At 76.4% G+C, this 16,829-nt stretch carries 1 protein-coding gene; it reads right to left on the bottom strand.

Features of this window, described 5'->3' with window-relative positions; genetic code table 11:
- Window position 1: 1 nt before the first annotated feature.
- Window positions 2-16,828 (bottom strand): type I polyketide synthase, encoded by a 16,827-nt coding sequence (locus tag HCN08_RS13175; RefSeq protein ID WP_167983208.1) that lies wholly within the window; start codon window positions 16,826-16,828, stop codon window positions 2-4.
- Window position 16,829: the final 1 nt, after the last annotated feature.

Below are 16,829 nucleotides of genomic sequence, written 5' to 3'. Positions count from 1 at the left end.
GTCAGGACCCGCCCAGTTCGTTGTCGATGAACGCGAAGATGTCGTCGTCGCTGGCGGACTCGATGCGGTCGGCGACCGCCTGCCCGCCGTCCCGCCCGTCGTCGGCGCTCTCGCCCTGCCCGGTCAGCCGGCCGAGGAGGTCGCCGAGGCGTTCCGCGACGCGCTGCCGGGCCGTCTCGTCGCCGGCCAGGCCCGCGAGCGCCGCCTCCAGCCGGTCGAGGTCGGCGAACGCGCTGAGCGCGCCCGCTTCCTGGGCCTTGCCGCCGGTCAACTCGGTGTGCAGGTGGGCCGCGAGCGCGTCGGACGTCGGGTAGTCGAAGACGAGCGTCGCGGGCAGCCGCAGCCCGGTCGCGCCGATGAGGTGGTTGCGGAACTCGACGGCGGTCAGCGAGTCGAAGCCGAGTTCGCTGAACGCCCGGTCGGGCGCGATCTGTTCGTGCCCCTGGTGGCCCAGGACGCTCGCGGCCGAGCCGCGCACCACGGTGAGCAGCAGCTCGTGCCCCTGCTCCGCGGTGAGCGACGCCAGCCGCGCCGCCAGGGCCTCGCCTGCGGCCCGCCCGTCGTCGGCGGACGCGCGCCGTACGGAGGCGCGGACCAGCCCGGACAGCACGGGCGGCAGCATCCCGGCCGCCGCCTGTGCCCGCAGCGCCGGCTGGTGCAGCCGGACCGGCACCAGCACGGCCCGGTCCGCGCCGACCGCGTCGTCCAGCAGCGCCATGCCCTCCTGCGAGGTGAGCGCGCCGATGCCGGTGCGGTCCAGGCGCTGCCGGTCGGCCGCGGAGAGTTCCGCGGCCATCGAGCCGGTCTCCGCCCAGCGGCCCCAGGCCAGCGAGGTCGCGGGCAGGCCGCGGGCGCGGCGGTGCTGCGCGAGCGCGTCGAGGAAGGCGTTGGCGGCGGCGTAGTTGGCCTGGCCCGGGCCGCCGACGACACCGGAGACCGACGAGAAGAGCACGAAGTGCGCGAGGTCCAGGTCCCCGGTCAGCTCGTGCAGGTGCCAGGCCGCGTCCACCTTGGGCCGCAGCACCGCGTCGATCCGCTCGGGGGTGAGCGCGCCGAGGACACCGTCGTCGAGAACACCCGCGGTGTGCACGACCGCGGTCAGCGGCCGGTCCCGCGGGACCCGCGCGAGCAGGGCGCGTACGGCCTCGCGGTCGGCGACGTCGCACGCCTGGACGTCCACGTCGGCGCCCAGCGCGGTGAGTTCGGCGGCGAGTTCGGCCGCGCCCTCCGCCGCCGGGCCGCGGCGGCTCGCCAGCAGCAGGCCGCGGACACCGTGTTCGGCCACCAGGTGGCGGGCGACGAGCCGGCCCAGCGCGCCGGTCGCGCCGGTCACCAGGACGGTGCCGCCGGCCGCCCAGCCGGGCTCCCCGGCGGGCTCGGCCCCGGCGCGGGCGAGCCGTACGGCCCGCACCTGCCCTTCCCGGACGGCGAGTTGGGATTCGGCGCCGGCGAGGATGTGCGGCCAAGCCGCGGTCACCGCCGCCGGGTCGTCCACGTCGAGCAGGACGAAGCGGCCGGGGTTCTCGGACTCCGCGGACCGCAGCAGGCCCCACACCGCGGCGCCGGGCAGGTCGGTCACGTCGTCGTCCGGTCCGGTGGCGACGGCGCCGCGGGTGACGACGACCAGCCGCGCGTCGGCGTACCGCTCGCCGGCCAGCCACTCCTGCGTGAACCGCAGGGCGTCGTGGGCGAGTTCGCGGGTGGCCCGCGGGGTGTCGGGGCCCTCGGCGGCGGTGAAGGACACCAGGACGGTGCCCGGTACGGCGGTCAGGTCGCCGAGGCCGGCCGCCTGCGCTCCCGTACCGCCGAGGGCGGCGGCGAGGCCGAGCGGGTCGGTGCCGAGCACCGCGTACGTGCCCGCGCCGATCGCCGGCGCAGGTCCGTCCGGGGCGGGCAGGGCGGGCAGCGCGGTCCAGTCGACGCGGAAGAGCGCGTCGCGGTGGCCGCCGCCCGCCGCGAGGTCGGCGGCGTCGACCGGGCGGGTCGCCAGCGCCTCGACGGTGGCGACGGGCCGGCCGCCGGGCCCGTACAGCCGCAGCGACCCGCCGGCGGTGGCGTGGACCCGCAGCGCGGTCGCGCCGGTCGCGTGCAGCCGCACGCCGCTCCAGGAGAACGGCAGCCGGGCCCGCGCCTCCTCCCCCGCGGTGAGGGCGAGCGGGTGCAGGGCGGCGTCCAGCAGCGCCGGGTGCAGCCCGTAGCCCGCCGGGTCGGCGGCCGGTTCGCCGGGCTCGCCCGCCCCGACCTCGGCGTAGACGTCGCCGCCGAGCCGCCAGGCGGCCCGCAGGCCCCGGAAGGCCGGGCCGTAGGCCAGCCCGAGGTCGGCCATCGTGTCGTAGAAGCCGGCCAGGTCCACCGCCTCGGCGCCGGCCGGCGGCCACTCCTGCGGTGCCGGCCCGGCCGGGTCGGGCCCGTCCGGCGCGAGGGTGCCGGCGGCGTGCAGCGTCCAGGGGGCGCGCGGGTCGTCGGCGTCCTCGGCGCGGGCGTAGACCTCCAGCGCCCGCCGCCCGTCCTCCGCCGGGGCGCGCACCACCACCTGGAGCTGCGCGGCGCCGTCCGCGGGCACCACCAGCGGCGCCCGCAGCGTCAGTTCCTCGACCAGGGCGCAGCCGACCCGGTCGCCGGCGCACACGGCCAGCTCCACGAAGGCCGCGCCGGGCAGCAGGACCGCGCCGGCGAAGGTGTGGTCGGCCAGCCACGGGTGGGTCGCCGCCGACAGCCGCCCGGTCAGGACCAGGCCGTCGGAGTCCGGGACGTCCAGCGCGGCGCCGAGCAGCGGGTGCCCGGCGGCGTCCAGGCCGAGCCCGGTGGTGTCGCCGGGCGCGGCCGACGGGGTCGGCCAGTAGCGGCGGTGCCGGAAGGCGTACGTGGGCAGGTCCGCAGGTTCCGCGCCGGGCAGTACGGCCGCCCAGTCCACGGCCGTGCCCCGCAGGTGCGCCCGGCCGAGCGCGGCGGCGACGGTGCTCGCCTCGGGCCGGCCCTTGCGCAGCAGCGGCAGGAAGGCGGCGGCCTCCGGGTCGGCGAGGCAGTCCGGCGCCATGCCCGACAGCACACCGTCCGGGCCGAGTTCGACATACGTACGGACCCCCGCACCCTCCAACGCCCGTACCGCGTCGGCGAACCGCACGGCGTCCCGGACATGCCGCACCCAGTGCTCGGGGTCGGTGAGGTCGGCGGCGGGGTCGCCGGTCACGACGGGAACGCGGGGCTCGGCGAACCGCAGATGAGCGACGGCGGTGCGGAATTCGTCGAGCATCGGCTCCATGAGCGGCGAGTGGAAGGCGTGCGAGACGGTGAGCCGCTTGGTCTTGACGCCGCGCGCGGCCAACTCCTCGGCCAGTGCGAGGACTTCGGCCTCATCGCCGGAGACCACCACGGAGGCGGGCCCGTTGACGGCGGCGATGCCGGTCCCGGAGCGGCCTTCGAGCAGCGGCAGGACCACGTCCTCCGCCGCCGCGACGGCCACCATGGCGCCGCCGGACGGCAGTTGCTGCATGAGCCGGCCACGTGCCTCGACCAGCGTGCAGGCGTCCTTCAAGGACAGCACCCCGGCGACATGCGCCGCCGCGATCTCGCCGACCGAGTGCCCGGCGACCGCGTCGGGCCGCACGCCCCAGGACTCCAGCAGCCGGAAGAGCGCCACCTCCAGCGCGAACAGCGCCCGTTGGGCATTGCCGGTCAGGTCCAGGTCGCCGGCGCCGTCGAACACCACCGCCGGGTCCAGGCCCAGCAGCTCGCACGTCTCGTCGAACGACGCCGCGAACACCGGGAAGACGGCGTGCAGTTCGCGCCCCATCCCGACCCGCTGCGAGCCCTGACCGGTGAAGAGGAAGCCGGTCCTGCCGCCGGTCTCGGCGCCCGCGGGCACGACCGTCAACGCGTCCAGCCCGGCGAGCAGTTCGTCCCGGCCCGCGCCCGTCACCACGGTGCCGTACGGGAAGCGGGCCCGGCCGGTGGCGAGGGACAGCGCGATGTCGGCCGGCGCCAGCTCGGGGTGCGCGGTCACGTGTGCGGCCAGGCGTGCGGCCTGGTCGCGTACGGCCTCGGGCGACCGCGCGGAGAGCACCCACGCCAGCGGGGCGCCGTCCGGCAGGGACGCGTCCGCCGCGGGTACGCCGGTGTCGGGGGCTTGCTCCAGGATGACGTGCGCGTTGGTGCCGCTGATCCCGAAGGACGACACCGCGGCCCGGCGCGGACGCCCCTCCGGCACCTCCCAGGTGCGGTGCTCGGTCAGCAGCTCCACGGCGCCGGAGGCCCAGTCCACATGCGGCGAGGGCTCCTCGGCGTGCAGCGTCCGCGGCAGCTCACCGTGCCGCATCGCCATGACCATCTTGATGATCCCCGCCACACCAGCCGCGGCCTGCGTGTGCCCGATGTTCGACTTCACCGACCCCAGCCACAACGGCTCGGACCCCGCGCGCTCCTGCCCATACGTGGCCAGCAGCGCCTGCGCCTCGATCGGATCACCGAGACTCGTCCCCGTACCATGCGCCTCGACGACATCCACCTCCGCCGCCGACACCTGCGCATTCGCCAGCGCCTGCCGGATCACCCGCTGCTGCGAAGGACCGTTCGGCGCCGTCAGACCATTGGACGCACCGTCCTGGTTCACCGCCGAACCCCGCACCACCGCCAGCACCCGATGGCCCTTCGCCCGCGCGTCGGACAGCCGCTCCACCAGCAGCACGCCCGCGCCCTCGCCCCAACCCGTGCCGTCCGCGTCCGCCGAGAACGCCTTGCAGCGCCCGTCCACGGCGAGGCCGCGCTGCCGGCTGAAGCCGACGAAGACGTTGGGCGTGGCCATCACGGTGACGCCCCCCGCGAGGGCGAGGTCGCACTCGCCGCCGCGCAGCGCCTGCGCGGCCAGGTGCAGGGCGACCAGCGAGGACGAGCACGCGGTGTCCACCGTCACCGCCGGGCCCTCAAGCCCGAAGGTGTAGGAGATGCGGCCGGACAGGATGCTGCCCGTGCCGCCGGTGCCGACGAAGCCCTCGGTGCTGTCGGAGCTCTGCCCGACCACTTCGGTGTAGTCGTGGTACATGACGCCGGCGAACACGCCGGTGCGGCTGCCGCGTACGGTCGCCGGGTCGATACCGGCCCGCTCGAACGCCTCCCACGACGTCTCCAGCAGCAGCCGCTGCTGCGGGTCGGTCGCGACGGCCTCGCGCGGCGAGATGCCGAAGAAGTCGGCGTCGAACTGCGCGGCGTCGTGCAGGAATCCGCCCTCGCGCGAGTACGAGGTGCCCGCGTGGTCGGGGTCGGGGTGGTAGAGCCGGGCGACGTCCCAGCCGCGGTCCTCGGGGAAGTACGAGATGGCGTCGCCGCCGCCCGCCAGCAGCTCCCACAGCTCCTCGGGCGAACCGACCCCGCCGGGGAAGCGGCAGGCCATGCCGACGATCGCGATCGGCTCGTCGGCGGTGGCCGCGACGCGTACCGGGCCGGCGTCGGCCGCGGTGGAACCGCCGAGCGCGGTCGCCAGGTGGCCGGCGATCGCGGCGGGCGTCGGATAGTCGAAGACCAGCGTCGCGGGCAGCCGCAGCCCGGTCTCGGCGATGAGCCGGTTGCGCAGCTCCACGGCGGTCAGCGAGTCGAACCCGATCTCGTTGAAGGCCTGCTGCGGCAGTACGGCCGCCGGTCCGCTCATCGCCAGCACCTCGGCGACCTGCGTCCTGACCAGCTCCAGCAGCTCCCGCTCCCGCTCGCCGGCGGTGAGCCCGGCCAGCCTGCGGGCCGGCGCCCCGTCGGCGAGCGCGGCACCGGTGGCGGCGGTACGCCGGGCGGTGCCGCGCACCAGGCCGCGCAGCAGCGGCGGCACGGGCCCGTCGGCGGACTTCGCGATACGGGACAGGTTGAGCCGGATGGGCAGCAGCACCGCGTCGGGGCCGGTCAGGGCGGCGTCGAAGAGGGCGGTGCCCTCCTCGGCGGTCAGCGGGGCGACGCCCGAGCGGGACATCCGCGCCCGCTCGGCCTCGTCGAGGCCGCCGCCCATGCCGGTCGCCCAGGGGCCCCAGGCGAGCGAGGTCGCGGCGAGGCCCTGGGCGCGGCGGTAGGCGGCCAAGGCGTCCAGGAACACGTTCGCGGCGGCGTAGTTGGCCTGCCCGGGGTTGCCGAAGGCGCCGGCGGCGGAGGAGAAGAGCGCGAAGAGCCGCAACTCCCGCCCCGCGGTCAGCTCGTGCAGATGCCAGGCCGCATCCACCTTCGGCCGCAGCACCGCCGCCAGCCGCCCGGGCGTGAGCGAGTCCACCAGCCCGTCGTCCAGCACACCCGCCGCATGCACGACACCCACCAAGTCCGGCACCGAGTCGAGGAGTTCGGCCAGTGCGCCCCGGTCGGCCACATCACACGCCACCGCCCGCACCACAGCACCCTGCGCCGCGAGTTCATCCACCAGCCCACCGAACTCACCGCTCCGAGAGGCTAGTACGAGACCGCGCACCCCGTACTCCACCACCAGATGCCGCGCGAACAGCCCACCCAGAGCACCCGACGCACCCGTCACCAGCACCGAACCGGAGTCCAGCACCGGCAGTTCGCCTTCGGCCGCCCGCACCCGCTCCAGGCGCGACGCGAAAGCGGCGCCGGCGCGCAGTGCCAGCCGGGGCTCGCCGGTGGCGAGCAGCGCGGGGGCCGACGCCCGCAGCGCGTCGAGGTCGTCGGCGTCCACCAGCACGAAGGCGTCGGGGTGTTCGGACTGCGCCGAGGCCAGCAGGCCCCACACCGCCGCGGCGGCCGGGTCGGTGACGGCCTCGCCGGGAGCGGCGGCGACCGCGCCCCGCGTCACGACGACGACCGGGCCGGCCGCCGGGTCCTCCTCGGCTGTCCGGGCCCGCACGACGTCCAGGGCCCACGCGGTGGCCGCGCGGACGGCGGCGGGCAGGTCGTCCCCGGCCGTCCACGTACCGGGCAGCACCTCGACGCGGCCGGTGGCGGCCGTCCCGGCACCGTCCGGCAGCGCGACCGGCGCCCAGCCCGTACGGAACAGCGAGTCGACGTAGCCGCCGCCCGCCGTGAAGCGCTCGGCGGAGACCGCGCGCAGCGCGAGCGAGCCGACCGTGGCCACCGGCTCGCCGGAGGCGTCCGCGAGGGCCAGGGCGACGCCGTCGGCCGCCGGGGTGAGGCGTACCCGCAGGGTGTCGGCGCCGGCCGCGTGCAGCCGCACACCGCTCCAGGCGAAGGGCAGCGCGACCGTGCCGGCGGTGCCGCCGAGCAGTCCGGTGGCGTGCAGGGCGGCGTCCAGCAGCGCCGGGTGCAGGCCGTAACCGGCGGCGTCCGGCACGTCGTCGGGCAGCGCGACCTCGGCGTACACCTCCTCGCCGAGCCGCCAGGCGGCCCGCAGGCCGCGGAAGGCGGGGCCGTAGGCCAGGCCGAGGGCGTCGAAGCCGGCGTAGGTGCCGGTGACGTCGACGGGCTGCGCGCCGGCCGGCGGCCAGGCGGTGAGCCGGTCGCCGGACGGGCCGCCGGGGGCGACGGTGCCGGTGGCGTGCTCGGTCCAGGGCTCGTCCACGGCGGCGTCCTCGGGCCGCGAGTAGACGGCCAGCGAGCGCCGCCCGGCCGCGTCCGGCTCGCCGACGAGCACCCGGGTCTGGACGGGCGCGTGCCCGGCGAGGACCAGCGGCGCGCTGAGCGTCAGGTCCTCCACGACGGTGCAGCCGACCTGGTCGGCGGCGCGTACGGCGAGCTCCACGAAGGCGGTGCCGGGCAGCAGCACCGCGCCCATGACGACGTGGCCGGCGAGCCAGGGGTGCGAGCGCAGCGACAGCCGCCCGGTGAACAGCCAGCCCTCGGGCAGCGCCACCGCGGCGCCGAGCAGCGGATGCCGGGCCGCGCCGATGCCGGCCGCGGTCACGTCGCCCGCCCCGCCCTGGTCGGTGAGCCAGTAGGTCTCGTGCTGGAAGGCGTAGGTGGGCAGCGCGGTGCGCCGGGCGCCGCGGCCGGCGAAGAAGGCCGCCCAGTCCACGGCCGTCCCGCGGGTGTGCGCGCCGCTCAGCGCCTCGACGAGGGCGCGGTCCTCGGGCCGGTCCTTGCGCAGCAGCGGCAGGAAGCCCGCGGCCTCGGGGTCGGCGAGGCAGTCCGGCGCCATGCCCGACAGCACGCCGTCCGGGCCGAGTTCGAGATACGTCCGCACGCCGTACGCCTCCAGCGCCCGTACGGCGTCGGCGAACCGTACGGCCTCGCGGACGTGCCGGACCCAGTGCTCGGGCGAGGTCGGGTCGGCGTCGGCGAGCGCCGAGACCAGCTCGACGGCGGGCTCGGCGAAGCTCAACCCCGTGACGACGGAGCGGAATTCGTCGAGCATCGGCTCCATGAGCGGCGAGTGGAAGGCGTGGCTGACGGTCAGCCGCCGGGTCTTGGCGCCCTGCGCGGCCAGCTTCGCCGCCACGGCGAGGACTTCGTCCTCGGCGCCGGAGACCACCACCGACGCGGGCCCGTTGACGGCGGCGATCCCGACCTCGGGGCGTCCCGCCAGCAGCGGCAGCACCGCGTCCTCCCCGGCGCCGACCGCCACCATCGCGCCACCGGCGGGCAGTTGCTGCATGAGCCGGCCCCGTGCCTCGACCAGCGTGCAGGCGTCCTTCAAGGACAGCACCCCGGCGACATGCGCCGCCGCGATCTCGCCGACCGAGTGCCCGGCGACCGCGTCGGGCCGCACGCCCCACGACTCCAGCAGCCGGAAGAGCGCCACCTCCAGCGCGAACAGCGCCCGTTGGGCGTTCCCCGTCAGGTCCAGGTCGCCGGCGCCGTCGAACACCACCGCCGGCTCCAGGCCCAGCAGCTCGCACGTCTCGTCGAACGACGCCGCGAACACCGAGAAAGCCGCGTGCAGTTCGCGCCCCATCCCGACCCGCTGCGAGCCCTGACCGGTGAAGACGAACGCCGTGCGCCCGTCGGCGACCGCCGTCGCGCGCAGCCGGTCCAGCGCGTCCAGCAGCTCGCCGCGCTCGGCGCCGACGACGGCCGCGCGGTGCTCCCACGCGGTGCGGGTCGTGGCGAGGGAGTAGCCGATGTCGGCGGCGGGCACGTCCGGTGCGGCCTCGACGTGGGCGCGCAGCCGGGCGGCCTGGGCGGCGAGGGCCCCGGGGGTGCGGGCGGAGAGCAGCCACGGCACGACCGCGCTGCCCACGGCGGCGACCGGCGCCGGCTCCGCGGCGGCCTCGGGCTCGTCCTCCGCCGGCGCCTGCTCGATGATGACGTGCGCGTTGGTCCCGCTGATCCCGAAGGACGACACGCCCGCGCGGCGCGGCCGGCCGCCCGGCGCCTCCCATGCCTGGTCCTCGGTGAGCAGGGCGACGCCGCCCATGGTCCAGTCGACGTGAGCGGACGGCGCGTCCACGTGCAGGGTGCGCGGGAGGACGCCGTGCCGCATCGCCATGACCATCTTGATGACGCCGGCCGCGCCCGCCGCGCCCTGCGTGTGGCCGAGGTTGGACTTCACCGAGCCGAGCCACAGCGGCTGCTGCGTGCTGTGCTCGCGCCCGTACGTGGCGAGCAGCGCATGCGCCTCGATGGGGTCGCCGAGTGTCGTGCCGGTGCCGTGCGCCTCGACGGCGTCCACCTCGGCCGCGCTGACCCGGGCGTTGGCGAGGGCCTGCCGGATGACGCGCTGCTGGGCGAGGCCGTTGGGGGCGGTCAGGCCGTTGGAGGCGCCGTCCTGGTTGATGGCCGAGCCGCGCACGACGGCGAGCACCTGGTGGCCGTTGGCCCGGGCGTCGCAGAGCCGTTCGACGAGCAGCATCGCGGCGCCCTCGGCCCAGCCGGTGCCGTCGGCCGCGGCGGCGAAGGCCTTGCAGCGGCCGTCGTAGGCGAGGCCGCCCTGCCGGCTGAAGTCGACGAAGGTGCCGGGCGTGGCCATCACGGTGACGCCGCCGACCAGCGCCATGGTGCACTCGCCGCCGCGCAGCGCCTGCCCCGCCAGGTGCAGCGCGACCAGCGACGACGAGCACGCGGTGTCGATGGTGAGCGCGGGCCCTTCGAGGCCGAAGGTGTACGCGATCCGGCCGGACGCGACGCTGCCGGTGGTGCCGGTGCCGAGGTAGCCGCCGACGCTCTCGGGCACCTCGCGCAGCTGCGAGGCGTAGTCGTGGTAGACGAGTCCGGCGAAGACACCGGTGCGGCTGCCGCGCAGCGCGTGGTGGTCCAGGCCGGCGTTCTCGAAGGTCTCGGCGGCGACTTCGAGCAGCAGCCGCTGCTGCGGGTCGGTGGCCAGCGCCTCGCGCGGCGACATGCCGAAGAAGGCGGGGTCGAAGTCGCCCGCGTCGTGCAGGAATCCGCCCTCGCGGGTGTAGGAGGTGTCGGTGCGGCTCTTGTCGGGGTCGTAGAGCGCGTCGAGGTCCCAGCCGCGGTTGACGGGGAAGGTGGTGATGGCGTCGCCGCCGGCGGCCACGAGCTGCCACAGGTCGTCGGGCGAGGCGATGCCGCCGGGCAGCCGGCAGGCCATGCCGACGATCGCGAGCGGTTCGTCCGCGTCGGTGCCGCTGCCGGTGCGGGTGGCGGGGGTGGCGGAGTCCGCCGCGGCGGCCTCGCCGCCGAGGAGTTCGGTGGTGAGGTGGCGGGCGAGCGCGGTGGGCGTGGGGTAGTCGAAAACGAGCGTGGCGGGCAGGCTGAGGCCGACGACGGTCTTGAGCCGGTTGCGCAGCTCCACGGCGGTCAGCGAGTCGAACCCGATCTCCTTGAACGGCCGTGCAGCGTCCAGCGATTCGGGCGTGGCGTGGCCGAGGACGGCGCCGGCGTGGCTGCGGACGAGGTCCAGGACGAGCCGGCCGCGGTCGGCGTCGGGCATGGCGAGCAGCCGGCGGCGCAGCACGTCGAGGGAGCCCGCGCCGGCCTCGACGGTGCGGCGGGCGGTGCCGCGGACCAGCGCGCGCATGAGCGGCGGCACCGGGCCGCCGCGCAGGCCCGCGAGGTCGAGGCGCAGCGGCACGAGGGCGCTCTCGCCGAGCGCGCCGGCCGCGTCGAGCAGCGCCAGGCCCTCGGCCGCGGTCAACGCGCCCGCCCCGCCGAGGCGTTGGGTCTCGGCGTCGCCGAGGTGGCCGGTCATGGCGCTGGCGTCGGCCCACAGGCCCCACGCGAGGGACTGCGCCGGCAGGCCGAGCGAGACGCGGTGGGCGGCGAGAGCATCGGTGAAGGCGTTGGCGGCGGCGTAGTTGGCCTGGCCGGCGTTGCCGAAGACGCCGGCGGCGGAGGAGAAGAGCACGAAGTGCGTGAGGTCGAGGCCGCGGGTCAGCTCGTGCAGGTGCCAGGCCGCGTCCACCTTGGGCCGCAGCACGGTGTCGATCCGCTCGGGCGTGAGGGAGCCGAGCACGCCGTCGTCGAGCACGCCCGCGGTGTGGACGACGCCGCGCGGGGTCCACCCGGCGGGCAGTCCGTCGAGGGCGGCGGCGAGTTGGTCGCGGTCGGCGGCGTCGCAGGCGGTGAAGTGCGCGGTGGCGCCGAGCGCGGCGAGGTCGTCCCGCAACTCCTGGGCGCTGGGGGCCTGTTCGCCGCGCCGGCTGAGCAGGACGAGCCGCCGTACGCCGTGTTCCGCGGCCAAGTGCCGGGCGACCAGGCCGCCGAGGACACCGGAGGCGCCGGTGACGAGCACCGCGCCCTCGGGGTCCCAGCCGGCGGGGGTGGTCAGCACCAGCTTGCCGATGTGCCGGGCCTGGCTGATGAAGCGGAAGGCCGCGGGCGCCCGCCGTACGTCCCACGCGTGGAAGGGCGGCGCGGTGAGCGACCCGTCCGCGAGCAGCCGGACGATCTCGGTGAGCATCTCCTGGATGCGGTCGGGCCCGGCCTCCATGACCTCGAACGCCCGGTAGGCGACGCCCGGATACGCGGCGGCGACCTCGGCCGGGTCACGGACGTCGGTCTTGCCCATCTCCACGAACCGCCCGCCACGCGGCAGCAGCCGCAGCGACGCGTCCACGAACTCCCGCGCCAGCGAGTCCAGCACCACATCCACACCCCGACCACCGGTCGCGGCAAGGAACTTGCCCTCAAACTCCAGATCACGCGACGAAGCAATCCGCTCATCGGAAAGGCCCGAAGCCCGCAGCACGTCCCACTTGCCGACCGACGCCGTACCGAACACCTCGGCACCGAGGTACCGGGCGAGCTGCACGGCCGCCATCCCCACACCACCGGCAGCCGCATGCACCAGCACCGACTCCCCCGCACGCAACCCCGCCAGGTCCACCAACCCGTAGTAGGCGGTCAGGTAGACGACGGGGATCGCGGCGGCCTCGGTGAAGGTCCAGCCGTCCGGGACGGGGACGACGAGCCGGGAGTCGGCGACGGTGAGGTTGCCGAAGCTGCCGGAGAGGATGCCCATCACGCGGTCGCCGACGGCGAGCCGGGTCACGCCCGGGCCGACCTCGGTCACGACGCCCGCGCCCTCGATGCCGACGTGGCCGGCGTTGCCGGGGTACATGCCCAGCGCGTTGAGGGCGTCGCGGAAGTTCATGCCCGCGGCCCGTACGGCGATCCGCACCTCGCCCTCGGCGAGCGGCAGTTGGGCCTCGGCGAAGGGGACGAGGGCGAGGTTGTCGAAGGTGCCGCGGGTGGTGGGCTCCAGGTGCCAGGCGGGCGCGCCGGCCGGCGGTACGAGTCCGTCGGCGGTGGCGGCGCGCAGCAGCCGGGGCGCGTGGGCGGTGCCGGCCCGCAGCGCGATCTCCGGCTCGTCGGTGGTGAGGGCGGCGGCGAGCGCGTTGTACGAGACGGGGGTGCCGTCGAGGTCGGCGAGCACGATCCGGCCGGGGTTCTCGGTCTGCGCCGAGCGCGCCAGGCCCCACACGGCGGACCGTGCGAGGTCGGTGATCCGCTCGCCGGCGTGCGTGGCGACCGCGCCCCGGGTGAGCAGCACCAGCCGCGCGGCCTCGAACCGCTCGTCGGCGAGCCACCGCTGGAGCAGCGCGAGCGCGTCGTGCGTGGCCTGCCGTACGGCGCCGGGCGTGCCGCCGTCCGCGTCCACCGGTGCGGTGAGCGGTACGACGACGGTCGTGGGCGGCTCAGGGGCGGCGGCCAGGGCGTCGAGGTCGGCGTAGGAGGGGTGCCCGGCGAGGGTGTCCGTGCCCAGGACGGCGAGTGCGGCGGCGTCGGGGGCGGCCTGCGGGGCGGCCAGCGGCGTCCACTCGACCCGGTACATCGCGTCGAGCGGCCCGGTCGGGGCGGGCCCGGTGGGCAGCGGGCGGGCGACCAGCGTGCCGATCGTCGCTACCGGCAGCCCGGTGGCGTCGGCGACCTGCACGGAGGTGGCGTGCTCGCCCGCGGGGCGGATCCGGACCCGCAGCGCGGTCGCACCGGTGGCGTGCAGGGCGACGCCGGACCATGCGAAGGGCAGGGCGATGCCGCCGTCGCCGGGTTCACCGGACCCGCCGGGCTCACCGCCGGGCTCGCCGTCGCCGCCGAGCAGGAACGAGCCGTGCAGGGCCGCGTCGAGCAGCGCCGGGTGGATGCCGAAGCGCCCGGCGTCCATCGCGGCGGCGTCGGGCAGTTCGACCTCGGCGTAGATGTCGTCGCCGTGCCGCCAGGCGGCCCGCAGCCCCTGGAAGACCGGCCCGTAGCCGAGGCCGGTCGCGGCCAGCCGCGGGTAGAAGCCGTCGAGGTCGACCGGCCGCGCGCCGGCCGGCGGCCACGCCGTCAGCGCGTCCCCGGCGGCGGGGGACGTGCCGGGTCCCGGGGTGACGACACCGCCGGCGTGCCGCGTCCAGGGGGCGCCGTCCACGCCGTAGGGGCGGGAGTGGACGCGCAGCGCGCGGGCGCCGGTCTCGTCCTCGGCGTCCACCCACACCTGGAGCTGCACCGCGCCGCGCTCGGGCAGCACCAGCGGCGCCTCCAGCGTCAGCTCCTCCAGGTGGCCGCAGCCGACCTCGTCGCCGGCGCGTATCGCGAGGTCCACCAGCGCGGTGCCGGGCACGAGCACGGAGCCGGCGACGGCGTGGTCCACCAGCCACGGGTGGGCGTCGAGCGACAGCCGGCCGGTGAAGAGGAAGCCGCCGGAGCCGGGCACGGACACCGCGGCGCCGAGCAGCGGGTGGCCGGCGTCGTCCAGCCCGAGCCCGGTCGCGCTGCCCGCGCTGAGCACGCCCTTGGGCCAGTAGCGGTCCCGGTCGAAGGCGTACGTGGGCAGGTCCACGCGGCGCGGCGCGGGCCCGTACAGCGCGGCCCAGTCGACGGGCACGCCGCGGACGTACGCCTCGGCGGCGGAGGTCAGGAACCGGTCCCAGCCGCCCTCGCCGCGCCGCAGCGTGCCCACGACGACCGCGGGCGTCTCGGCGGCCTCCGCCGTCTCCTGGACGGCCATCGCCAGCACCGGGTGCGCGCTGGACTCGACGAACGAGGTGAAGCCCTCGGCCAGCAGCGTGCGGACGGCGGGCTCGAAGCCGACCGTCTCCCGCAGGTTGGTGTACCAGTACGTGGCGTCCAGCTCGGGGCCGCTCACCCATCCACCCGTCACCGTCGAGTAGAAGGGCACTTCGGCGCGGCGCGGCTCGATCCCGTCCAGCAGCTTCGCCAACTCGTCGCGGATGATCTCCACTTGGGCGGAGTGCGAGGCGTAGTCCACATCGATACGGCGGGCCCGCACCTCGTCGGCCTCGCAGGCCGCCAGCAGCTCCTCCAGCGCCCCGACCTCACCCGACACCACCGTCGAGGCCGTGCCGTTGACCGCCGCGACCGACAACCGGCCGTCCCACGCGGCGATCCGCTCCCGTACCAGCTCCTGCGGCTGCGCCACCGACGCCATACCGCCCAGGCCCGACAGGGCGATGATCGCCTGCGACCGCAACGCCACGACCTTCGCCGCGTCCCGCAGCGACAGCACACCCGACACCGCGGCGGCGGCGATCTCGCCCTGGGAATGCCCGAGTACGGCCTGCGGCTGCACGCCCACCGACCGCCACACGGCGGCCAGCGACACCATCACCGCCCACAGGACCGGCTGGATCACATCGACGCGCTTGAGCGCCGCCTCGTCCTCCAGCACCTCCAGCAGCGACCAGTCCGCGAACTCCCCCAGCGCAGCCGCGCATTCGGCCATCCGCTCGGCAAAGACCGGCGAGGACTCCAGCAACCCCGCCGCCATCCCGACCCACTGCGAACCCTGCCCCGGGAAGACGAACACCGTCTTGCCGACGCCCCCGGCGACCGCCCCGGAGACCAGGCCCGGGGCGGGCCGGTCCTCGGTGAGGCCGCGCAGGGCCACGGCCATCGCGGCGGCGTCGGCGCCGACGGCCACCGCGCGGTGCTCCAGTGCGGCCCGGGTGGTCACCAACGACCAACCGGTGTCGGCCAGTTCGCCGTCGAACCGGTCGCCGTCCGCGGCCAGCGCGGTCAGCAGCCGGTCCGCCTGGCCGCGCAGCGCGCCCGCGGACCGCGCGGACAGCACCCACGGGACGGTGCCGCCCGTCCCGGCGCCGGGAGCGGCAGCGGCGTCGGCTTCGGTAGCGGCGGCGGGCGCCGGTGCCGGCGCCGGTGCGGCCTCCTCCAGGATGACGTGCGCGTTCGTGCCGCTCACGCCGAAGGACGACACGCCCGCCCGTCGCGGCCGGCCCTCCGCCGCCGCCCATTCCCGTGCCCCGACGGCGAGTTCGACCGCGCCGGCGGACCAGTCGACGTGCGGGGAGGGCGCGTCCACGTGGATCGTCGCGGGCACGGTGGCGTGCCGCATCGCCATGACCATCTTGATGACGCCGCCGACGCCGGCCGCGGCCTGCGTGTGCCCGATGTTGGACTTGAGCGAGCCGAGCCACAACGGCCGCGCCGGGTCGCGGTCGCGCCCGTACGTCGCGAGCAGCGCCTGCGCCTCGATCGGGTCGCCGAGGCTCGTGCCTGTGCCGTGCGCCTCGACGACGTCCACCTGGTCGGCGGAGACCCGGGCGTTGGCGAGCGCCTGCCGGATGACCCGTTCCTGGGACGGGCCGTTGGGCGCGGTCAGGCCGTTGGAGGCGCCGTCCTGGTTGACGGCGGTGCCGCGCACGACGGCGAGCACCGGGTGGCCGTTGCGGCGGGCGTCGGACAGCCGCTCCAGCAGCAGCACGCCCGCGCCCTCCGCCCAGCCGGTGCCGTCGGCGCCGGCGGCGAAGGAGCGGCAGCGGCCGTCGGCGGACAGGGCGCGCTGCCGGCTGAACTCGATGAAGACGTTGGGCGTCGGCATGACGGTGACGCCGCCCGCGATGGCCAGGGTGCTCTCGCCCGAGCGCAGCGACTGCACGGCCAGGTGCAGCGCCACCAGCGACGACGAGCACGCGGTGTCCACCGTCACCGCCGGGCCCTCCAGGCCCAGGGTGTAGGCGACCCGGCCGGTGGCGATGCTGCCGCCGATGCCCATGAAGCCCTCGGCCTGCGCCGCCGCCTGCGCGGACACCTCCGCGTAGTCCTGGTACATCACGCCCGCGAAAACGCCGGTACGGCTGCCGCGCAGGCTGTCGGGGGCGATGCCGGCGCGCTCCAGGACCTCCCAGGACACCTCCAGCAGCAGCCGGTGCTGCGGGTCCATGGCGACGGCCTCGCGCGGCGAGATGCCGAACAGCGCCGGGTCGAAGTCGGCGACGTCGTGCAGGAAGCCGCCCTCACGGGTGTACGAGGTCCCGGAGTGGTCGGGGTCGGGGTGGAACAGCTCGCCCAGGTCCCAGCCGCGGTCGGTGGGGAAGCCGGAGATCGCGTCGGTGCCGGCGCTGACCAGCTGCCACAGCTCCTCGGGCGTGTCGGCGCCGCCGGGGTAGCGGCAGGCCATGCCCACGATCGCGACCGGTTCCCGCGAGGCCGCGCTGAGCTTGCGGTTCTGGTCGCGCAGCCGCTCGGTCTCCTTGAGCGACGCGCGCAGCGCCTCGACGACCTTGTCCGGCGAGTTTGCCATC

The sequence above is a fragment of the Actinacidiphila epipremni genome, from assembly GCF_012034175.1.
GTDB classification, from domain to species: domain Bacteria; phylum Actinomycetota; class Actinomycetes; order Streptomycetales; family Streptomycetaceae; genus Actinacidiphila; species Actinacidiphila epipremni.
The sequence above is the reverse complement of the archived record's forward strand: the minus strand, read 5'-3'. Positions and strand labels throughout refer to the sequence as shown.